Source organism: Colwellia meonggei, from assembly GCF_057537295.1.
Window position 1 is genome coordinate 1 of record NZ_BAAJLZ010000003.1, and the last position, 24310, is coordinate 24310.

The 24310-nt window shown below is 36.9% G+C and carries 12 protein-coding genes and 1 riboswitch; of the genes, 5 read left to right on the forward strand and 7 right to left on the reverse strand.

Features of this window, described 5'->3' with window-relative positions:
- Positions 1–20 precede the first annotated feature (20 nt).
- On the reverse strand, positions 21–419 hold the full coding sequence (locus AC27E9_RS08565) for an ExbD/TolR family protein (protein WP_487129203.1): 399 nt from the start codon (positions 417–419) through the stop codon (positions 21–23).
- Between the two features lie 244 nt (positions 420–663).
- Positions 664–2823, reverse strand: coding sequence for a S46 family peptidase (locus AC27E9_RS08570; RefSeq protein ID WP_487129205.1), 2160 nt, complete (start codon positions 2821–2823; stop codon positions 664–666).
- A 355-nt stretch (positions 2824–3178) separates the two neighbouring features.
- On the opposite strand from AC27E9_RS08570, the gene AC27E9_RS08575 reads away from it, so the two are divergent.
- Positions 3179–4180 (forward strand): GGDEF domain-containing protein, encoded by a 1002-nt coding sequence (locus tag AC27E9_RS08575; RefSeq protein ID WP_487129207.1) that lies wholly within the window; start codon positions 3179–3181, stop codon positions 4178–4180.
- Between the two features lie 33 nt (positions 4181–4213).
- On the opposite strand, the gene bluB is transcribed toward AC27E9_RS08575, so the two are convergent.
- Positions 4214–4993 (reverse strand): 5,6-dimethylbenzimidazole synthase, encoded by a 780-nt coding sequence (bluB, locus tag AC27E9_RS08580; RefSeq protein ID WP_487129208.1) that lies wholly within the window; start codon positions 4991–4993, stop codon positions 4214–4216.
- 39 nt (positions 4994–5032) lie between these two features.
- Positions 5033–5259: riboswitch (cobalamin riboswitch) on the reverse strand.
- A gap of 156 nt (positions 5260–5415) precedes the next feature.
- Positions 5416–7815 carry a S8 family serine peptidase gene (locus AC27E9_RS08585; protein ID WP_487129210.1) on the reverse strand — a complete coding sequence of 800 codons (2400 nt, stop codon included), beginning with the start codon at positions 7813–7815 and terminating at the stop codon, positions 5416–5418.
- 367 nt (positions 7816–8182) lie between these two features.
- Between AC27E9_RS08585 and AC27E9_RS08590 the strand changes: the two genes are divergently transcribed.
- The 3 genes from AC27E9_RS08590 to AC27E9_RS08600 all read left to right on the forward strand — a co-directional run bounded on the left by AC27E9_RS08590 (position 8183) and on the right by AC27E9_RS08600 (position 15307).
- Positions 8183–10012, forward strand: coding sequence for a S8 family serine peptidase (locus tag AC27E9_RS08590; RefSeq protein ID WP_487129212.1), 1830 nt, complete (start codon positions 8183–8185; stop codon positions 10010–10012).
- Positions 10013–10278: 266 nt separating this feature from the next.
- Positions 10279–11997 carry a S8 family peptidase gene (locus AC27E9_RS08595; RefSeq protein WP_487129214.1) on the forward strand — a complete coding sequence of 573 codons (1719 nt, stop codon included), beginning with the start codon at positions 10279–10281 and terminating at the stop codon, positions 11995–11997.
- Between the two features lie 190 nt (positions 11998–12187).
- A complete protein-coding gene (locus AC27E9_RS08600) occupies positions 12188–15307 on the forward strand; it encodes a two-component regulator propeller domain-containing protein (RefSeq protein WP_487129216.1) in 3120 nt (1039 codons plus the stop codon).
- On the opposite strand, the gene AC27E9_RS08605 is transcribed toward AC27E9_RS08600, so the two are convergent.
- The 3 genes from AC27E9_RS08605 to AC27E9_RS08615 all read right to left on the reverse strand — a co-directional run bounded on the left by AC27E9_RS08605 (position 15299) and on the right by AC27E9_RS08615 (position 22151).
- On the reverse strand, positions 15299–18331 hold the full coding sequence (locus tag AC27E9_RS08605) for an ATP-binding protein (RefSeq protein WP_487129218.1): 3033 nt from the start codon (positions 18329–18331) through the stop codon (positions 15299–15301). The two genes, AC27E9_RS08600 and AC27E9_RS08605, sit on opposite strands and share 9 nt — an antisense overlap.
- 249 nt (positions 18332–18580) lie before the next feature.
- A complete protein-coding gene (locus AC27E9_RS08610) occupies positions 18581–21292 on the reverse strand; it encodes a TonB-dependent receptor (protein ID WP_487129220.1) in 2712 nt (903 codons plus the stop codon).
- Positions 21293–21641: 349 nt separating this feature from the next.
- Positions 21642–22151 carry a YgjP-like metallopeptidase domain-containing protein gene (locus tag AC27E9_RS08615; RefSeq protein WP_487129222.1) on the reverse strand — a complete coding sequence of 170 codons (510 nt, stop codon included), beginning with the start codon at positions 22149–22151 and terminating at the stop codon, positions 21642–21644.
- A gap of 190 nt (positions 22152–22341) precedes the next feature.
- On the opposite strand from AC27E9_RS08615, the gene AC27E9_RS08620 reads away from it, so the two are divergent.
- Positions 22342–24264, forward strand: a complete 1923-nt coding sequence (locus AC27E9_RS08620) for a S9 family peptidase (protein ID WP_487129224.1) — start codon at positions 22342–22344, stop codon at positions 24262–24264.
- The last annotated feature ends 46 nt before the right edge of the window (positions 24265–24310 follow it).

A 24310-nucleotide genomic window follows, 5' to 3' on the forward strand; every position in this document is an offset into this window, starting at 1 on the left:
TCGTGCATTACCAGTACTATCTATTTCCCAATTGATATAGTTAATTGTTCAAAGGGTTTAATCCTATCAATAACATTCACGACCATTTCATGGGTTGCATCATAATGTGGAATAACGACAGCACTATTAGTTTGATTCTCTGATAAGAAGCTTTCTATACGCGCTGATAGCCTCTCTATATCAACTAACCGGCCATTAAACTTCAGTTGACCTGTTTCCGCGATTTGTACAACAACAGTTGGTGTATTGTTTTCTGAGGGAGTGTTTTTAGCTTTAGGCCTATTTACTAATAAGCCTTCTTCTTTAATAAACGAGGTGGTGACAATAAAGAATATTAGTAAGATAAAAACAATATCTAGCATTGGTGTCATATCGACTTCAGCTTCACGCTCCTCATTCAAATTTTTTCTACGTGTCATTTAGCTCTCCTTTTATTATTTGATTGAAAACTATTCATATTTAATATGTACGAGGACCTACGTAGTTTCAAGTTTTATTTACGATGATTTTCGTATTAATGGCGGTGTATACTGAATAGAAATAGTTTTTAGCAACTGAATGTCGTTTAATTAGAAAGAGGTGGGATTAATATTAAGTATCTATAAATTCATGAATAAAAAAACCAGCCGAAGCTGGTTTTTTTAATTTTTACTGAATTATTGTTTATTCAACAATATCCATTTCTTCAATAAGGTTTGTGGCGCCATCGATATGCTCCATTACCCAAAGCATATATTTAATATCTACATGTATTGAACGATTTAATTTAGTATCGTAATCCCAATCACCGATAATACTTTCATAAACACCATCAAACACTAAACCAACAAACTCTGCCTTGTCATTTAGAGTAGGAGAGCCTGAATTACCTCCTGTGATATCCAGCGTTCCTAAATAGTTAACAGGTACACTGTTAAGCTCTTTCTTAGCGTACTCACCATAGTTTTTTTCTTTAATCAATTTGAGCTGCTTCTTAGGAGCATCAAAAGGTGCAATACCTGTGTCTTTTCTAGTTATGCCCTCAAGCGTTGTAAATGGTGTTGCTACTAAGCCATCTTGGGGCGAGTAACCTTTTACATTGCCATAAGTTACACGTAATGTACTATTGGCATCAGCATAAACAGGTAAGTTTTTCGAGTTAAAGTAGGCTATTAATGCCTCCATATATTTAGGACGATATGATTGAATATTACCTGATAGCTCTTCTCCCGCTTCTTCTAATGCTTTACGTTCTTTAGAAGTTGCAACCGCTAATTGAATAAATGGATCATTACTATTCTTAAAGTCTCCGACTGATTTACTCATCCATTCAAGACGAGTTGCCTGATCGTTTAATTTAGTATTAGCATACATTTTATCAAGTTTATTTTTAAACTGCTGCTGGTCAAAGTTTTTATCTACACCAAAAAATTTGTCTAGTGATTTAAGTCTTTGTGTCTCTGGTAAATGTGCATAGTGCTTAAACATAGCGAGAACAATTTTTTGATCTATTTCGGCGTCATAACGGCGGTTGACTGCTTTCATACTTTGTTCGAAACGTGCAATATCTCGCTCTTGATAACCACGCTTTCGTTCAATGTTTGGCTTAGTATTTTCTTGTGCTAAACGGTAAAGGCGATTAGCGGTACTAAGCATTTTACCGTAATTTAAATAGCCTAGAATAAGATCACGTGCTTGAGTTGTTTGGTCTTGCTTAATCAAGTCGTTGAGGCCATTTAAAGCATCGCCGTATTTATTTTTTCGCTCACTTGTGGCGCTAATCCATGTACTAAGTTCTTTTTCTAAAGACTTTTTACGCACAAGGGTTGTGCCTTTATTGTAGCTTTCGATCATGCTGCCATAGTTTTTTGCATAATTGGCAAGACTAGCAAGAGTGCTTTCGTACTTTATGCGGGCATCGCTACCTGGTGCTGAATTATCATGAATTAAGTTAATAATTTCTTCGCGGTAAGCTTTTGCTTGTGGGTAAACCCAAGTAAATTGATTTTCTACTTCTAATGCGGTGCGATAACGGTTTGTACGCCCAGGGTAACCTAACACCATAATGTAGTCATCTTCATCGACACTACTTTTATTTACTTTTAGGTGATGCTTAGGTTCGTAAGGAACATTATCTTCACTGTAGTCAGCTGGTTGGCCGTCTTTGCCTACATAAGCACGATAGAAGCCGTAATCGCCAGTATGGCGTGGCCACATCCAGTTATCAATATCGCCACCGTACTTGCCGACACTACTGGCTGGGGCATGAACCAAACGTACATCGCGAATGGTTAATTGTTTAAATAGGTAATATTCTAAGCCGCCATGGAAGTTAACGACACTACATCGGTACTTAGCATCGCTTTCACATTCTGCAACTAATGATTTTGATGTTTTATCAATACTTTTAAAACGCTCAGCACCTGACATATTGTCACTTAATGCAGCATTAACAATCTCGGTTACTGGTGTTATTTTTTCAGTGACATATATACGACTGCCAGGAGTGGCAGGTAATTCTTCTTTAAATGATTTTGCTAAAAAACCGTTCTTAAGTAGGTTATTTTCTTCTGTTGAATTGTACTGAATCGAACCATAAACACAGTGATGATTGGTAGCAACTAGACCTTTATCTGACACAAACGAAGCTGTACAGCCACCTAAACTAACAATGGCCCCCATAGGAAAGCTAGTCAAATTAGTCAGACTATTTGGGTCAAGTTTAAGCCCAGCGTCAACAAGCTTGTTTGCAATGCTAGGTAGTTGATGTGGTTGCCACATGCCTTCATCGGCTAAGGTTGCAGTAGAAGCTAATGCAAAGCATAGCGAAGCAAATTTTCTCATTATTTTTATTCTCTAAAAATTGAAGTTTAAAGTTTGCACAAGTTTGCTTTATCAGCTGGTATTAGTCAAAAAAAGTGCTCATTTAGCTGTTTTATATCAAGCCATTAGATATTGTTTGTTGTAGACTGTGCGAATTACTTCGTAGCGCAAATAAATGTGACGAAAGCGTACTAAAACTTAACGATTATTGAACTAAAGCCTAATTTTAATTCAAAATTAGCTGTTTAATACTTGTTGAATGACGATTGTTTATATATTCTAAAATCATTAGGTAACAAAATGTTTACATTTTAGTGGACGTTAACTAATTGTTTGTTGTTGATAATAAAAATAAAGAGATTCTTGAGGAGGTTTTGTGCTTATTAAAGATAATTTTGATGAGGCATTAAAGATCAGCGAATCAACTAATGAGTTTTTGTCTCATTACCAAATTCCCCCCAGCCCAGTAAATTATTCTGTTGTTTACCTTCACGCTAGCAAACGAAATGAAAAACTATCTGCAGAACTAGAGCGACATGTCGACACATACCAAGAAGTCGATTTAACCTTTATTGAAGAGCTTTTTGAAAAGTATATCTCTAACTCACATGCTATTGATAAACAAATTTTGGATCCCATCGAAAAGTCGTTAACTTCAACTTTAGAAAAAATTAACTCGCAAGTTGATAGTGATAAAGTTGTTGCGTCAAATTTGAAAAAGGCTGAAAAAGCGTTGTCGAAGAATGAATATCATAAGTCGATGCAAAATATCGTTGCCTTTTTAATGAGCAGTATAACAACGTCACAGCAACAACATAGCGAGCTTTCTTTAGAATTAACCCATGCATGTGGTGAAGTGAGCTTTTTAAAGTCAAAACTTGAAGCAGCTCGCCATGAAGCTATTGTTGATTCATTAACCGGATTATTTAACCGCCGTGGCTGTGATATTAAGTTACAAGATATTGATATCGAACAAGTTCACTCTTCTTTAGCGATTGATATTGATCATTTTAAGAATATTAATGATCAATTTGGTCACTTCATCGGCGACAAAGTTATTCAGCGTATTGCTAAGGTTATTAAAGATACCATTTCAGATAATGATATTGCGGTAAGGTTCGGCGGTGAAGAGTTTGTGGTTGTTATGGTAAATAAAACTATGGGGCAAGCGCATGAAATTGCAGAGAAAATAAGGTTAGCAATTGCAAGTCTTAAATTAATGCAAAGAGATTCTAAAGCGTACTTACCAAAAATTTCCGTCTCTATTGGCATTGCTGAGCGAAAAGAGGAGCTTAATTGGAAAGCTTTATTTGAGCAAGCAGATACAGCTTTATATCAAGCAAAGAACAGTGGCAGAAATAAAAGCGTTTGTTTGTAAACGCTTTTATTTATCTGTATTTAGAAAACGATATTATTCTTTAAATGAGTGTGGGAATGTTTTATCTGTCTTTAACTGGTTGATAAATCCTTGTTCTTCTGGCGTTCTTGCTTCTTGACCGTAAGTGTCGAAACTGACTAATTCATCTACCGGGCGTCTTGATAACCAATTAGCTGACTCCAACTCTGGCTTTTCCTTAAAGTGACTAACATAACCTAAGCATAAGTAGGCAATGGGTACTACATTATCCGGCAGCGAAAGAGCGCTTTTTAGTGCGCCATGGTGCAATATTGATACCCAGCCAACACCAACACCTTCAGCCCTAGCAGCTAACCATAAATTTTGTACTGCGCATACTGAACTGTATAGATCCATCTCTTTCATATGTGTTCGTCCGATAACAGTTTTCCCTGTTCTTTCTCGATCACATGTAATACAAATATTAATTGGCGATTCAATAATGCCTTCGAGTTTTAGATTTTTGTATTGTGTTTGCTTTTTTTCTTCAAACATCGCTTGTGCTTCATGATGTGCTAGCGTGAAGTCTTGGTGGATTTGTTTTTTTATTTCAGGTGACTGAATAACGATAAAATCCCAAGGCTGCATAAAGCCAACTGATGGGGCATGATGTGCGGCATAAATTATTTTACTGAGCACTTCATTAGGAATTGCTGTCGATAGAAATTGTCCGCGTACATCACGGCGATTAAAAATAGCTTGGTATAAACCATGTTGTGCTTGTTGGCTGAATTGGTACAAAGACTGATTCGTTGAGTCTTTTGTTTGGTTATTAGCGTGGTTATTGATACCCAAAATATTCCCCTTATTGGATTAAGCAACGATCGGCCTTTCGTGCAATTGATATTTTAGGCAGGTCTTCTGACTCAGACGGGCTTTATAACTACTAAAGTAAATATAAATTATGTTTGATACCTTCCCAGTAAAATTACCAGTGGTTTATTATCAAACATAAACGTCATAACAGCGTTGGGCACGTATTGGATTTACACCAATTTCCCTATTCTCTCAGCCGCACTTTATTAAAAGTAAATTTGAGCACCTAAAATTTTCCCGCACTATAACATTTAGAGGAAAAGTTTACATAACGCTTGATGGTGTTATCGAAAGAAAATTAATATCGAGAGAGTCGTTTTATTTGATTTTTAGTTAAAAAAAGGGGAAGCACAATTTGTACTTCCCCTAATTACAACACTAGTTGGGAGTCTAGTTTAACTCTATGGGTTGTATGTTACATTCATGTTAACACCGCTTGATGCTCTATACCCGTAAATACCTATGTGCCAAGTTGCCGCAGCAGGATTAGTAATAGTACACGACTCACTATTATTGCTGTTTTCTGACTTACAGCTATAGTTTGATGTTGTTGGGTTGCTTCCTTGACGAATATATAAATCTGCATCCCCAGTGCCACCACTAGTCACTACATCAAAAGTTGCCATGCCTGCTGGAATGTCAATAGTGTAGTAAGTCCATGCACGACGACTAACGCTAATATCATTAACTGAAGCACTGCCTCCTGTAGCACCGCCACCTGTTGATCCTTCCGTAAAGCTGCCTGTTAAGTTAACACCTGTAAATGCTGTGTAACCAACTACTTTAACATGATATGTTCCTGCTTGTGCCGTTGAAATAGGGCATGACTCAGTATTACCACCTGCCCATGAGCGACAGTCGTAGCTAGATGTTGTAGGGGCTGAACCAAACTTAACATAAAGGTCAGCATCACCTGTGCCACCTGTCATATCGAAACTCAGGCCAGTTGCTCCAGCAGGAACTTCCATCGTAAAGCTTAACTCTTCAGATTTAGCACCAGCTAAACTTGTTTTAGCAACACCATTTTCTAATACATTGCCACCTGTAGGAGGCGGAGTTACAGTACTACAACTAGCTGCAAGAGCATCAGATGCGGCTTTCGCTTGTACTAAACCGTATCCTGTTTTGTCATCACGACCTGCTACATCTAAGTCAATTGCTGTAGATTTTAACGCATTTCGAACTTGAGTCGCAGAACAATCAGGGTTATTACTCCATACCAATGCTGCAACACCAGCTACATGAGGAGTCGCCATTGAAGTACCGTTGTAGTATGCGTAATCTTGGCCACCAACAACATTTAAATTAGCATTCGTACCAAGTTGACCCATAAGTTGCAAACCTAGCTCACGGTTTACAGAAACGGTTGGTACTGTTACATCAGAGTTAGCATCAACTAAAAAAGGATTTTGAAGGCCTGGACGAGCGCTATTACTATAAACAATCACGCCTGATGCACCGGCATCGGCACACGCTTTAGCTGGATTGATTTCAGGGTAGTTGCTACCTTTTTGGTTATCATTACGTTCAGCTAAACAAATGTTTCCTGAAACATTTGAACAGCTATAACTGCTTCCTGATATAGTACAAGCGGCTAATACACCATTTGCAGAACTGTCTACATTGCTAACAGTAAAGCTACCGCCACTTTGAATGTAGTGAGTTTGTGGCACAACTTCATCGTTACCGTAAGTTGTTGAGCCTAAAGTGATGTAACCTAAACGGCCATCGCCGGCAACAGTCGATAGAATTGCTTCACCTGGTGCTGAAATTTCAACTTGTGATGTATATTGAGAGAATTCTGCATGTTGGCGACCTTGATCAAGTGCGCCTACTGCCATAACTGAATCGTAAGAGGCAGGGTAAGAAAGTGTAGCATCACCATCGTTACCTGATGCAGCAATAAGTAAAACACCTGCATCAGCAGCAGCTTGTAATGAGTTACGTTCTGTGTTGCTTGAACCTGAACCACCTAAACTCATGTTAACTACTTTTGCACCGTTATTTACACAAGTATCAACAGCATCAACTAGTTCACCAGTATAACCCCAACCTGCTTCGTTAAATACTTTAACAATGTGTAAGTTAACATTAGTGTTTGGCAAAATACCAACAACACCTTCTGAGTTATTAACAGCGGCAATGGTACCTGCAACGTGAGTACCGTGAGAGCCACCATTTTGGTACCAGTTACCAGTACCTGAGTTATTTGTACCTGATGCATTGTTAGCATTTAAATCTGGGTTAGCACGCTCATAACCTGAATCAATAATACATACGGTCATATTGGCAGCGTCATTATCAGAAATAAGATCTGACTGGGTGTCTGCAATACCCCAAGGCTGGTTTTGCGCCATTAAATAACGTTTGTAATCAGGTTCTGCAAATTCAACGTCAACATGGCTGTTAAGTTCAAGTACCATGGCTTTAACATCGTTGATATGTTTTTGTTTACCTAAAGAAATAACGTGACGACCATTTTTTAACTTTTTCACGTGTTTCAGGCTATGACCTGCTTTTTTAGCTAAACCCGCAGGCATTGCTTTTTCTGAAGAAAAATTACTTAGTGCTTGCGCTTCAAAGCCACTTTTGTATTTAACGATAATACGGTCAGTAAAGTCATGACTTTGAAACTTTTGACTTTCACGCCATTGGCTAAAGTCTGTATTCACAGCTGTCATTGAGCCGGTATTTACTGGTATAGCTTGTAATTCTGCTGCTTCAAATGTTTGAGCGTTAGCTGTTGCAGTAAGAACAGAAAGTGCTACTGCGCTTAAGCTTATTTTTTGTATGTTTCTCATTTAAGAGTCTCTCCGGTTATTGCGCTGAATGCTTTTTAAATTTGAAGCATCGGACGCATTATTTTTATTGGTTGGCGATTTAATCACCTCATTCATCATGACCTTTTAACCTCAAATGTAATAGCAATAATAAGACGGTAATTAGTAATATCCCGACAAATAAATAAAATTGATTTATTTTAATTGCTTGTATTTTATGGTTATTTTTGTTGCTTGTCGTTTTTCTATTAAAAAATGTCGCATATTTACTAGGGGGTTTTTTCTTAACTGTTAGTATCAAAAAACGTTCAGGAGTTAAGCCCTGAAACTACATAATAAAAATCGAATGTTTATATTCGAAAATAATATAGAGACACCTGGAGCATCTATGAAAATTTCTAAATTTACGAATTCTATAATTGCAATCGCAGTAACATCTGCATTTTCTGCACAAGCAGCTGATGATAGGTACATCATCAAAGTCGATGAAAGTAAAAAAGGAATTGTTAAAGCGTTAGCTAAAAAGTTGAACGCTGAATTGAAAGTAGATGGAAATGGTTTTATCGCAGCATCTTTTAAAGGAAAATCTTTAGAAGAAGTTAAAGGCCTAATGAATAACCCACATATTCAACTTATTGAAGCCGATCAAAAACGTGAATTAATGTCGGCGTTTAGTGATGACGCAGGCAATCCGATGTTAGAACAATTAACGCCTTATTCAGTATATCAATCTCAAGCTGATCAAGTAACGTTCAATGCCAATGCTGGTATGAAAGTTTGTGTTATTGATTCTGGTTTAGACCGTTCAAATCCTGATTTTGTTTGGAATAATATTACTGGTGATAATGATTCCGGCACTGGTAATTGGGATGAGCATGGTGGACCACACGGAACGCATGTTGCTGGAACTATAGGTGCAGCAGATAACAATATTGGTATTGTAGGTATGGCTCCAGGTGTTGATATGCATATTGTTAAAGTCTTTAATGCTGATGGTTGGGGTTACTCTTCTGACTTAGCACACGCCGCAAACAAATGTACGCAAGCAGGTGCAAACATTATTAGCATGAGTTTAGGTGGCGGTGGTGCCAATAGCACTGAAGAGAATGCCTTTAAAGCCTTCACCGAAGCAGGTGGTTTAGTGGTTGCTGCAGCAGGTAATGACGGCAACAATGTACGCTCGTACCCTGCAGGTTATTCATCAGTGATGATGGTTGGTGGTAATGATAACAATAATGGTCGTTATACTGAGTCTCAGTTTCCAAGTTGTACGGTAACTACAGGTAAAGGGAAAAGACAAACAACAACGACTGATGAAACTATTTGTGTTGAGATAACGGCTGGTGGTGTTGATGTACTATCAACTTACCCTGCTGATATGGCAACAAATTCTATTGTAAGTGCAGATGGTCAAGCATTTGCTTCTTCTGCGATGGAAAATGCAGGAAATGCAAACGGTAGCATTTATTATATGGGGACTGCTGAAGCGACTGATAGTGGTGCCAATGGTAATGTTTGTTTAATTGACCGTGGTAACATTTCATTTCACGATAAAGTGCAAAATTGTGAAAATTCTGGCGGTATTGGTGCAATTATCATTAATAATGAAACAGGCATGTTATATGCGACATTAGGTGATACTAATACTACGTCTATTCCTGCCGCTGGCGCTGCTTTTGAAGATCGCTCTGCATTATTGGCAGCTTCGACAGCTAATGTAACAATTGGTACAAGTGATTACGGCTTAATGACTGGTACGTCAATGGCAACACCTGCTGTATCAGGTATTGCTGCATTAGTATGGTCAAATCACAATAACTGTACAGGTACCGAAATTCGAGACGCATTAAAAGCTACTGCGATGGATAGTGGCACTGCGGGTCATGATGTTTACTTTGGTCACGGTATTGCACAAGCGAAAGCCGCCAATGATTACTTAACAGCAAATGGCTGTGATGGTGGTGTTACGCCGCCACCAAGTGGGGATATTAGTTTAACAACTAACGGGTACCGTGCTAAGGGTAAAAACAAGGTAGACTTATCTTGGTCTGGCGCGTCGACTAGTAGTGTTGATATATTCCGAAACGGTACGTTGAGAACTACCACTTCAAATGACGGTGCTTATACTGATAGTTTTAGAACGTCTGGTTCATTTACTTATAAAGTTTGTGATCAGGGGACTGATAACTGTTCTGATGAATCAAGTGTGTCATTCTAACTAAATAAATGTAAGTCATTAAAATATCCAGCTTTTATTGAGCTGGATATTTTTGTTTTTTTTGTTTGTTAAAAAAACGTAAATCGAGAGTTAAAAGTCGTTCAGCGGTGTGATAGTGTTTACTTGTAGTTTTAAAAGTTTATTGCTTTTAAAAAGTGTTATTAGCGAGAGGTTAGTCTTTGCTAATTGTTGTAAAACATATGAAGTTACTCACCCTAATGTTTTTAAAAATAATTAGAAAATGTAATGGGCAAAAGGGGATAAAAATGTTGTTCACTTCGAATAAAAGCAAGGTAAAGCTTATATCAATTATCGGGGGAGTATTTGCTATAGCGTTATTAATAGGCTTTAAATCTTCCGCAGAAAATAATAGTAAAACACAGTCTTATATTATTAGTGCAAAAAACGTCTTACTACTTAAGAGTAACTTAAAGGCGTTAGGTGCAACCCCAACGCATGAATTAAAAATTATTGATTCTTTTGCAGTTGAATTAACTGCTGAGCAATTGAAGTCTTTGCAAGAGAAACAAAAAATTAAAGTATCGACTAATCATAAAGTTGAGTTAAGTGGTTTAGGGTTTGGTCAACGTCGCTGGCAACCTAAATCGGTTGTAACAGAGCAAGTAGATGCAACTTATGTTCATCGTACAGGTAATTATGGTGAAGGTGTTACGATTGGCTTTCTTGATACTGGTTTAGATCAGTTACCTGGTTTGTCTGTTGATCTCAAGGGGCGTGATAAAGCTTGGGGCACTTATGATGCAATTAACGATACCGTAAGTAATTATGACGACGAAGCTAATGGTCATGGTACACATGTCGCGAGTATTGCCACCAATAGTGATTATGATAGCGGCGGTCAAATATATGGTGTTGCGCCAAATGCCGCACATGTTGGTATAAAAGCATTTGATGAAGAAGGCAAAGCCACTTATGCCGATGTTATACGTGGAATTGATTGGGCTTTACAAGTTAAAGATCAAATTAACTTACGCGTATTAAATATGTCATTTAGTGGCCCTGTTCGATCAAACTATTGGGATGACCCGCTAAATAGAGCAGTAATGAAAGCTTGGCAAGCAGGAATTGTTGTAGTTGCTTCTGCTGGCAATAGTGGACCGGATCCAATGACAATAGGTGTACCTGGTAATGTACCTTACATTATTACAGTCGGGGCCATGACAGATGATTACACTCCATTTGCATATAATGATGATAAAGTTGCAAGCTTTAGTGCTTCAGGGCCTACACCAGAAGGTTTTGTTAAACCTGACTTAATAGCACCAGGCGGTCATATTTCTGGATTGATGTCGTTTGATTCTCAGATAGTATCAGAGCATCCGGAATTTCATGATGGTGGTCGCTATTTTGAAATGTCGGGTACATCACAGGCTGCAGCGGTTGTTTCTGGGGTTGTAGCGTTAATATTAACTGATGATCCTACATTGTCACCTGATCAGGTGAAATGTCGTTTAATGGACAGTGCTTATAGTGCTGATAATGAAGATGAAACTAAACGTTACAGTGTCTTTCAACAAGGAGCTGGTTTAGTAAGTGCATATTTTGCCATTGAAAGTTCTGCTGATAACTGTGCGAATAAAATGTTGGATATCGCCAAAGATTTAAATGATGAAGAGCACTTTTATGGTCCTGCAAATATAAACTCAGACGGAAATTTCTATGTTGAAGGTTTAGGCGATGAATATGTTTGGAAAATAGATGAAAGTCAGTTAAATGGTGATGCATTGATTTGGAAAATGGGCTTTAATGATCCGACAATGTCAGCACAAGATAATGCTTCAACAGATGCATTGATTTGGAAAATGGATTTTGAAACTTCTGCTTTAATTTGGAAAATGAATGTAGAAGCAGATGCTCTAATTTGGAAAATGAACGTAGGAACAAATGCGTTAATATGGAAAATGAACTTTGATGAAGGTCATAATACTAGCATAAGCGTGAATAACTGGGTTCAACCTGAGTAATAACTTAAAACTTTTACATTTATACAACCACTGCATTTATAACGTAATTAGCGTTTGATGCAGTGGTTTTTTTATTGTATTAAAGTACTTAAGTATTTATAAATTTGAGAGAAAATTGCCTGTGAAAACTAAACTTCTTTTTATCATTTTAACTCTGGTATGTTTTTCTAGCGTATCTAAAGAAGTTAGGTTGTTCAAAAGCTTTGGTATTGATAATCCAATGTCTTATAAGTTTGTTCGAACAATTGCTCAAGATAAGAATGGCTTCATGTGGTTTGGTTCATCTGAGGGGTTAGCACGGTTTGATGGCCATAAATTTTTGAGCTTTCACCATGATAATTCAATTCCCAATTCATTAAGTTCTGATGTTGTTAGCCGGATAATTATTGATAAAAAAGAGCGCTTATGGGTAGCTACGTTTGGTGGCGGATTAAATCTTTACCGAGAAAGTAGTCAAGATTTCGTGCAATTTTCTACTAAGCAAAGTGAGGCTTTACTAACAAATGATACTATTAATGCTTTATTTGAAGACAGTCAAGGAAAAATATGGATCGGGACTGAAAATGGTTTAAATATTATCTCTGAAATTAGCGCTGGGAACATAGGTAAAAATAATTGGACAGTTAAACATATAAAGCAAGAAGCAGGAATAGTTCCTAGCCTAACCCATAATACTGTTCATAGCATTATGGAAGTTGAAGATGGAAATATATGGGTTGGCACGAATGGTGGCGGTATTTCTATCTTTGATCTAGATGGTAAATTTATACGCTCAATTACAGGTATCAAAAGTAACGTTAAATCTAATGCATTACAGTTTATTAATTCACTTTTTTATGACAGCTTTGGTTATATCTGGATTGGTACAGTTGAGAATGGCTTACTTAAATATGATCCTAAAAACGAAGAATATGAGCACTTTAAGTTTGATGAAAAAAACCAATATTCAATTTTAAGTAATACAATTGAGTCAATATATCAAGATAAACAAAAGAATATTTGGATAGGCACAGACAAAGGGTTATTAATTTACAATAGCCAAAAAAAGCAATTTCAGCGTTATACCCACTCTTCGAGTAACCCGTTTAGTTTAAGTAATGATTTTGTAATTACATTTTTTGAAGATAGTAATAATATCATGTGGGTGGGTACTTTTACTGGGGTTAATCGTTGGGATCCAAATATGGCAACGTTCCAACAATATAGTACGCAAACTAATCCAGAGTTAAAAAATAACAATATTACTAGTTTTGCACAGTTTAATAGAGATGAAATATATTTTAGCACCTATAGTGGTGGTATTTATAAAATGTCCACATTAAGCAATAAAATAACACCGGTGCCCTTTAATGCTTATTTTAGTGAATATAGAGTCATGTCATTATTTGCTGATGGCGATTTATTATGGGTTGGAACGAGAGCTTCTGGTGCTTTTGCTGTAAATATTAAAGATAACACTATAAAAAGTTATCAGCATGATGCCGATAATTTATCTTCACTTTCTGCCAATAGCGTGACAGATATTATTAAAGATACTGAAGGTAATATATGGGTTTCTACTTTTCATCGAGGGCTTAATAAAATAGCTCCCGATGGGGAAATTCATCGATTTGAGCTGGATAAAAGTATTCCTTCAAATGGCCCCAGTAGTAACCACGTATTGCAATTACTTGAGTCTTCTAGCGGACATATCTGGCTGGCAACCTATGGAGGGGGGATTAGCCGTTTTAATAAACCTGAAAATACCTTTATTCATATTAAGCATGATGATGCTGATCCGCTCAGCATTTCGAGTGATCTTGCTTGGAATATATTTGAAGATAAAGATAATAACTTGTGGGTTGGTACACAAGCATCAGGAATGAACATTTTAACTAAGGATAATATTGATAAAGGAAATTATCAATTTAGGCAGCTAAATGGTCGCCATGGCATGAAAAGCATGGCAGTGTATGGAATTTTACAGGATATAAACGATAATATTTGGTTTAGCACCAGCAAAGGTATATCTCGTTTCACTTTAGAAGATAACGGTTTTAAACATTTTGATTTAACCCATGGTTTAGTTGATTTGGAGTATACCCATTCCTCAGTATTTGAGGGCATTGATAATACTCTTTATTTTGGTGCGGGCAAGGGGCTCAGTAGTGTTAATCCTGAAAAAATTGACGTTAATAAAGTAGCTCCTAATGTTCATTTAACCAATATTTTGAATCTAAATGAATCAATTGCAATCGGTGCAACTTTATCTGAATTAAAAGAGCTTACGTTGGATTACGATGATCAACTCGTCTCTTTTGAATATGTCGGACTTAACTATTCAAGTCCAGAATCAACAAGATATAAATATCGATTGCTAGGGTTTGAGCAGGCATGGATAGATGCTGGAAAGTCTCAGCGGGCTACATATACAAATTTACCTGCAGGAACTTATCAATTACAAATAAAAGCGGGAAACAGTGATGATGTTTGGAGTGAACCAGGTCGTTCATTAGATATTATTGTTAAGCCCGCACCATGGAATACCTGGTGGGCATATATTCTATATACTTTAGCCATTGCTTTAATGTTATTGATTTATTCGCGATTGCTTAATCGTAAACTTGTGATTGAGCAACAGCAAAAGCTCTACTTGGAGCAACAAGTTAGAGAGAAAACAGAAAAGTTTAAATCTAAAAATATTGAGTTAGCACAAGCAAATAAGCAGCTTGAAAAAGCGGCTATTGTTGACAAAGTTACTGGAGTTAAAAGTCGACGCTATTTAGATATTTATATCGAGCAAACTAGTCAATTAATGAATCAAATGCACCAAAATTTACTACCCGTACAGCGTGATACATTGCCGCGTTTATATATTTTAATGGTACAAATAAATGACGCTGCTACAGTAAATAATAGCCAACTGATGAATTTAACAGATTTATTGTTATATACACGAAATAATGAAGATCTTGTTATTCGTTGGTCCGATGATACATTTGCGATAATTGGTTATGAGAAAGATAATAATGCCAGTGAATTGGCCTCTCGTTTAGCAGGTCGATTTTCAGGAGTTGTTGGTGATGACGCTGATATGAGTATGGCTTATTCTTTTTATCCATTTAATAGAGAAAATCCATTAGAGCTTAATTGGGATCAAATTAGCGTTCTAATAGAACAAGCATTGCTATTTACCCGTAATGATAGCCAGATTGCCTGGCTTGGGTTATGTGGTCCTAAATCAAGCAACTTTGATTATTTACAACTAATTCAGCAGAAAAATGTTAGTAGCTTGAAGGAGCAAGTTAATATTAAATCAGGATTAGCTTGATGAACGTTGTTCTTCAATGTAGTTCTGCTGGTATTGCTTCGGCGTGCACTTATATACTTCCTTAAAACAGCGGCCAAAATAGGTTTGCGAAGAAAAGCCTACATCGAGCGCTATTCGACCTATTTGAGAGCCATTTTGCAGTAATGCTTTTGCTTTTTTAAGGCGAAACTCTTTAATGAAGTTGTTGGGTGTAATGCCCAATAGTACTTTTATTTTTCGTTGTAATTGGCGGTCACTCATCGCAATTGCATTGGCTAGTTGCACAATATCTAAATCGGTATTCATATAAACCTTAGCCGTAACTTCCTCTAATTTTTCGAGGAACTTATTATCAAGAGTTAATTCCTCACTACTTACTTGAGTTAACTCTGCAACATTATTAAAACTATGGTCTTTTCTATTTTTTTGTACATCTTTATTAAAATTATCAAAATAACTCTGTTGTAATTGCTGGCGTCCCAAAATTAAGTTACTAATACGAGTCAATAATTCTTGATGATTAAACGGTTTGCTTAAATATTCATCGGCTTGCAAGTTAAGGCCATGTAAACGACTATCTAAATCCGATCGTGCCGTTAATAAAATGACTGGAATATGTGAGGTTAATTCGTGGACTTTTAATTGTTTTAATACCGCAAAACCATCAATTCCCGTTAGCATAATGTCGCAAACAATAAGGTCTGGAATGTATTCTTGAGCTAAAGTGAGGCCTTGTTCACCGCTATCCGCTAACAAACAGTGATGCTGCTGCTCTATAACCTGTTTGATATGCAATTGCATATCTAAGTTATCCTCAATGACTAAGATCACTTTTTGCTGTTTAGGTTTACTATTGTTTTGAGACTTATGCTGTTCAACCAATAATGATGATACTTCTGCTTGAGAAATGCTGTTCGGTGCTAATTGCTCCTCAGCAACTGCAGTAGCACAAGGAATTGTCAGCGTAAACTTACTGCCTTTGTTATATTCACTTACTACAGCGACTTGCCATTGATGTGCTTTGACAAGTTCATGTACTAAAGATAAGCCAATACCAACACCGAAAACACCTTGGTTTTTTTCATCATCAGCACGCTGAAATCGTTCAAATATTTTTGCCTGTGACTCGCTAGTAATACCTATGCCTGTGTCAATAACATCAAGCATAAAGTTATTATTGTCGCTGCGGGCGATAACCTCAATATTACCGCCTGCGGGGGTATATTTGATGGCGTTGGCAATTAAATTAAAAATTATTTTCTCAAAAGCTTGTGCGTCACATTCCAGCCAAATATCGTTTGGAATTTCGCACCGAAGTGTAAGTTCGTTTTGTTTTGCCAAGCGGGAAAATGAATCTGCAGGCATTGCCATTAATGTTTTCAGGCGATAGGTTGCTAATGTCAATTTAGGGTTGTCTGCTAAGCGGGAAAGTTCTAGTAATTGTTCAACCATTCTCACCAGTCGCAAGCCGTTACGTTTTGCTGTGTGTAGCTCTTTACCTTCTTCGTGAGTATGCTGCTTTGTTAAATTTCGGTCTAAGATACCATTTATGATAGTTAATGGGGTTCTAAATTCATGTGAAATATTAGCTATAAACTTATCTTTCAAATCTAACGCTTGTTGTTCGGCTAGCTTTCTTGCTGTGAGGTTGATAAAAGTGATAACTACAAGCGGATTGTCATCTCTATCTGCCCATTGTAATTCAGCCTGCACTGGAAAATGCGTATTATCTTTTCTCGTTGCAACACACTCTCTAGAAATACCTGATTCTTTACGCTGTAACGTATAAACGTTGCTTTTGAAATCGAAAAAATAGTGCATTTGATCGTCGCTGGAAAAAAAGTTATTTACTTTCGAACCGACAATCTCTCGTTCTAAGCACTGAAACATCTGTACTGCTGCAGGGTTCGCTGAAAGTATAGTTCCGTCGATTTTCGTTGTGAGAATCGCATTACTTGAAACATTCACAATGGCTTTATCTTCACTATTGAGTATCGAATTGGTAAGTGACAAGTTTAATTTTACTAATTCGTCTTGTGCAGAGTGCTGTACTAGTAGTTTTTTTTGGCTTTTTATACTTAGCCTATTTTTACGATAGGCAATAATGATGAGTAGTGAAAAAGCAATAACTAACCAAATAATAATTAATAAGGACTGTAAATAAGAATTGATTTTATAGTGAAGGTTAAATTCAATACCAGCAAAATGAATAAAAGCTAGCGCTAAAACAAGTACAGTAATATATAGCTCCGGTAGTTCTGGCGCGCTAGATTCTTCAGGCGATACTGTCGATGTTAACGAATTATTTGCCGCAATGATTAATGCACAGTACGGTATTAATGTTAATAGGTTAGCGATGTAGGTTATTGGGAAAGTTTGGTTTGATAGCTCTTTAGCTTGCTCAATAGAGTTAGCATAAATAAAAGCGTTATCAATAAGAATAGCACCAGCAGCAATCGCTAACATTGTATAAATGCGACACCAAAATTTACCATGACACTGATAGCTAGTAACCGCGAGACGAATAAAAATAAGACAGGTGATCAATAAATGAAACAATTGCGCAGACGCTTTTTTTGCCGTATCACTACTCGCAAATTCAAAAGGCAATAGTACAAGGTAGCTAAAGCAAATTAGTGTGAAAAATATTGCCGGAACACGGCTACTAATATTGCGGTTTAAGCGAGTTTCACTTATGTGTGGATTAGTTTCAATCGCTAGCAAAATAAAGAAGTAACTAAAGAGACTAAAGAACTCCTGTAATAACAAGTTTTGAGTTATTAAGTTGAAGCTAAACAGCAGGTGTGAAACTAAAGCAAATAGTAGCGCTAAAGAAAGAAACTGCCAAAATAGTTTAAGTGGTTTAATAGATATTCTTAAATAGCTAACAACAACAAAATAAACACTGAAAACTTGCAAGAGTAGTAGAGCACTAGCTTGCACTATTTCATTATTGAGTGATAAAAGTTGGCTTATAAAACTGTAAGGTATTAACGCCAAGGCAAAGCCTAACGTTATAAATAAATTTCTACTTGTTATTTGCAAAACTACGGCCTACTAAGTGATGACAACATTTATTATTTTACTGGTAGTTGGCATTAATTCAGTTACTGGCAGTATACCTGATGTTAATATTTTGTGAATCGTTACCGTAAAAATAACTAATACATTCGAGTATTGAAATGTAACGGTAAGGTTGCATCGTTCAGCGAGTAGATAAAAGGCCAATTTTAGCAATAAAATTGGCCTTTAAAGTTGGTAAATAATTTTTACCTGTTTATTATTTAAGTTTAATTAAAACTTGTAGCTCGCGCCTAACATAAAGGTACGACCGTATTCTTGATAGTCTTTAATACGCGCTGCATCACCGTTTTCTAATACTTTAAACGCTTCATTGGTTAGGTTGTTTGCTTGCAACAACAAAGTTAAGCCATCAAACTGTGAGCTTTCATCGAATGAATAACTTACTTGCGCGTCAATAATAGTTTCAGCTTGAATCATTTGTAAGTCACGACTGCCACCAAAGCCTGATACTTCACCTAAGAACTCACTACGGTAACGTGCACTTACACGTGCTTCAAAGCCTTCTTGAGCATAGTAGGTTGTTACGTTAACAACATTCTCAGATAGCCCCGGCAGAGGTGTAGAGCTGTTATTAGGATCAGGTTTTACATTACTCGTGGTGTGTGATGCATTAACTAATACACCGTAACCTTCCAGCATTGGTGTAAACATTTCACCAGTTAATGACATGCTAAATTCAATACCACTAATATCACCACCTTCGCCGTTCTGTGGTGATGAACTATAGCCCAAGAAATAATCAGGCGAACAGGTTACTTCATCACCAGCATCATTTTTACAATCATCAGGTACAGGGTAACCAGTAAAGTCTTCCACAACCTGTTCGTTATAGATGTAGTTTTCTAAATCCTTATAAAATAATGCTAACGCGTAATAACCATTGCTATCGGTAAAGTAGTGTTCATAAGATAAATCGATAGAGTTGGCAATCCAAGGTTTAAGTTCAGGGTTACCGTCAGAAGCGCTCCATGGCGATTTATCTAAGTCAGTACTGTCTTCATATTTGTTATCAAAGCTATACTGGCCACTGGCACGCAAGTCATCCATACGCGCGCGTGATAATGTTCTAGCAATACCTAAACGTAATACATCTTCATCAGTAATATTTAAGTTAAGGTTTATGCTAGGTAAAAATTCCCAGTATTTATCGCCACCTGTTTTACTAACATCGTTATTGTTACTGTCTGAGCTAATTGCTTCTGAAAATTGGTCAGTATAAACAGCTTGTAAGCCAAAATTACCTTTTAATACGTAATCACCTAGCTCAGTATCGATATCTAATTTGCTGTAAATGGTGGTTACTTTTTCTTCAACCATCCAAGCTTTTTCGGTTACATCTGGATGAACAAAGTCTTCAATTTCATAAACACCGCTATTCCATAATTGCCAAGCGTCATAAGTAATAACATCGCCTAAGCCAAATTTACTGTAATCAACTGTGCCGGCATTTGCTGCGCCATAATAGATGCTATCGCCATTGGCTAAGCCTTTAATGACATATTCATCAGCCGACTTTTCTTTAGTACGTTCAATATAGTGCACGCCAAACGTTAAGTTATTGTATATATCACTATCAATATAGCGAGAAAATGTGAGGCGAACTTGGTTAATTTCATCGTCAATGTAGCTAAATTTATTAAAGCCAACTTGTCCCCAACCAGCTGAATCTGTTAAGCCTACTTTGCTAGCATCGCTATAATCAATTTCATGAGTAAACTTAGGGCCTTCATTGGTCATTTCGTATGACATAGTGTCAAACTCACCATCGGTGCCCGCATAAGTTTCTAAATTCATGTCGGTACGGTCAACACTAGAGTGGGCAAGATCTAACTCCATTGTCCAATCATCATTAATGTTGTATTGAGTGTTCCAACCAATAGCGAACAGATCACTGTCACGCCTATTTAAATCACTGCGAATTATTGGTTTAACGTTATCGTATGTACCAGAGATGATGTTGCCATTTTCATCTACCTCATAACCAGGGCGTAATGTTGCATCGGCCCAACCTAAACCCATTTCAACCATACTAATGTTTTGTTTTTCTTCAAATTCCGAGTAGAAAATATCTAGAGTTGAGTGTAAGTTTTCATTCGGCGCGAACTCGACAATAGCCATTACTGAATCACGCTCAAGCAAATTTGAATTGTTCGACATTTTTGCGCCGCCAAATTCTTTTTCGCCATTATCGAGATCTTTATAGCCCCAAGATTCGAAACGCTGTATTTGGTTAGGTGTTGAAGAGTGTGAAAAGCCCAATGCTATACCAATAGTATCATCGGCAAATTGATCAATATAAGTAGCATTGAAGCGCTCGCCTTTATCCTCGCCTAATGGGTTAACAGCATCATCTTGGCTCGTTTCATAACGGCCACCAATGGAAAATGTTTGCTCACCGTGTGCTAACGGTTTGACCGTTTGCATATCAACAGTACCTGCTAAACCTTGACCAATGAGCGCTGCATCAGGAGTTTTGTAAACCAAAACACCATTGAGTAAGTCTGATGGGAATTGGTCAAATTCAACACCACGGTTATCGCCGGTTGAAACTACTTCTCGACCGTTAAAAAGTGCCGTCGAAAAATCAGCAGACATACCACGAATACTGATGTTTTGTGCTCGACCGTTTAATCGCTGTGCTGTTACGCCCGGTAAACGAGCTAGTGATTCGGCAATACTAACATCGGGTAATTTACCAATATCTTCAGCAGATATTGCTTCAACAATGGAGCTTGAATCCATTTTTATTGATTGTGATGCTTGTAAGCTGCGGCGAATTCCGCGAACTTCAATAATTTCTGTTTTAGATTCGTCAATTTCAGGTGATGCTTGCACAGCGTTGTCTTGTGCAAAGAGTGAAAATGAACAAAGACCAGTTCCAAGTAACGCAATTGAAATCGCACTAGGTTTAAACGAAAGCATAATGATTCCTCGATTATAAAACATTTTGTGGCTCTATAATTTTTTGAAAGTTGGGCTGTAATGAAACAGCAGTGTTTCAGCGCGGGCATGTTAACTTTTATAAAAGTTCAAAAAAATCTCGTGCATACGTATGCAGGTGGGGTGATATCAAAGAATTACTTTTTAATTACTTGCTTTTGTTACTTTGCATTTACTTCGGTGTAATTTCATACATCTTGTAACAGCAAGAGTTACAAATTAAGTGTTGTATTGAGTTACATACAATATGTTAAAAATAAATAGGTTTGATGATATTTAATGCTTTGGTACTGGTTGACTATAACTGTCACCAATAAAGTTGCTGGCGAAGTTAACGATAAATATTGCCATTATTTTCTAGTTCAGTGAGGTATATACGAGTCATTAACTCAAGTTGATGATAATTAGGTAACATATGTTGGCACAACTTATAAAAGGCCTTGTTGTGCTCTTTTTCTTTTAGGTGGGCAAGTTCATGCACTACTATCATATTTAATAGAGCTTCTGGTGCGTGTTTAAAGGTACTGCCAATGCGTATTTCATTTTTACTTTTTAGTTTACTGCCTTGAACTCGCGAAACATAGGTATGTAAACCTAACGCGTTATTAACAATATGTATTTTATCGTCATATTTGACTTGGCTTAAAGGTGCTGACTTCTTAAGAAACTGCTGTTTCATTGCTAGAGTATATTGTCGTAAAGCTTTATCAGAAGTGATTTCGTGTGGTTCTGGAAACTGCTTTAATAAATAACCTTTTAGCTTATTTTCCTTGTACATTGCCATTACTTGTTGCTGGATTTCAGTAGAGTAATAGCCAAGATATTTTAATGATGTCGTCATTCGCTTTTATGTTGTATTTATTAACTGAACGCAATTATAACTGATATATCACCAATTACTTTTCAATTATTTCTTCATGAAACTTTACAAGCTAAGAATATCACTTTAATTGTTCATTAATTGCTCTATACTGGATTTCAATTAAGAAGTACTTGATAACTAAAATAAAAACAATACAAAGGGAGTTAAGATGCGAAATATAGCCAAACATGCCAAAGTCATAGCCTTAACCGCTGGCTTGTCATTACTATTTGCTTGTTCAAAGCAAGAGCCAACTGAAGAGGTTACAAAAGTAAAAGAAAAAGTTTCAATGTTTGAAACTTATAGTGCTGAAGAGTTTTTTAAAACTCGTTCAGTCTTTGGTTCTTCAATAAATGCTGACGCTAGCGCTGTATTGGTTAGCGATGATGCTAGCGGTATTTATAATGCTTACAAAGTGCCGCTAAATGGTACAAAGCCAACTCAATTGACTAACTCTACAAAGGAGTCTATCTATGTTGTTGGATGGTTCCCTGAAGATGATAGGTTTTTATTTAGTGCTGATAAAGGTGGCGATGAATTAGATCATTTGTTTGTTCAAGAACTTAATGGAGAAGAAAAAGATTTAACGCCAGGTGACGGCTTAAAGGCATATTTTGTCAGTTGGCATCAAGATAACAAACAATTTTATGTTGCAACCAATGAGCGAGATGCAAAGTTTTTTGATATTTATCGTTATCAAGTAACTGATTATTCAAGAGAACTAGTTTTTCAAAATGACTCAGGTTATTCGCCGGAAGCTATAAGTCCTAATGGGCAATATATAGCGTTAAGTAAAACTAATTCAAATGCTGACTCAAATTTATATATGGTGGACTTAGCCAGTGAAGCGTCTCTTGCTGAATTAATTACTGAGCATGAGGGAGCTGTAGAGCACAGCGCTTATACGTTTACACGAGATAATAGTGCTTTAATTTATTCAACTGATGAATTTGGCGAGTTTAGGCAGGCTTGGTCATATGATTTAGCAACAAAAGCTAAGTCCCTAGATTTCGCCGATGATTGGGATGTTAGCTTTAGTTATTTCTCAAAAGATGGCCGTTATCAAGTGACAGGCATTAACGCTGACGCACAAACTAAAATAACCATTAAAGATATAGCTGCGGATAAAACATTAACCTTACCCAATATGCCAAGCGGCGATTTACGAGGTGTGAACTTTTCTCGCGACGGTAAACAAATGGTATTTTATGTAAACTCAGATACCTCACCATCAAACTTGTATGTGCACCAATTAGGTAGTGATAGCATTGAGCGTTTAACGGATACGGGTAATCCAAACATTCTTGAAGAAAATTTAGTAGTAGGTGAGGTTGTTCGCTTTAAGAGTTTTGATGGTTTAGAAATTCCCGGGATTTTATATAAGCCTAAACAAGCAGCAACAAAAAAAGTGCCTGCGTTGGTGTGGATCCATGGTGGCCCAGGTGGACAAAGTCGTAAAGGTTATTCTGCCTTAATTCAGCATCTTGTAAATAATGGCTATGCTATTTTCCGTATTAATAATCGTGGTTCTAGCGGCTATGGCAAAACATTCTTCCATCTTGATGACAAAAAACACGGCGATCATGATTTGAAAGACGTGGTTTATAACAAGTATTACTTGCAGTCGTTAGACTGGGTTGATACTGACAGAATTGGGGTAATTGGTGGTAGTTATGGCGGTTACTTGACCATGGCAGCAATGGCGTTTACTGAAGAATTTGAAGTTGGTATTAATATTTTTGGTGTTACCAATTGGGTGAGAACATTAGAAAGTATTCCGCCATACTGGGAAGCATTTCGTAAATCGCTTTATGATGAACTTGGTGACCCAAGTACTGATAAAGAGCGTTTACATAATATTTCGCCAGTATTTTTTGGCCAGAATGTTAAAAAACCAGTATTAGTAGTGCAAGGTAAAAATGACCCTAGAGTACTAAAAATTGAAAGTGATGATATGGTCGAGTCTATTCGTTCTGGTGGCACTTACGTTGATTATTTAGTTTTTGATGACGAAGGCCATGGTTTTAGTAAAAAAGCCAATCGTATCAGTGCATCGAATAAATATTTGAGTTTTTTACAAGCACATTTATAAGCTTAGATAAGTGAATAACGTTAGTAACGACACTTTCATAATAAAT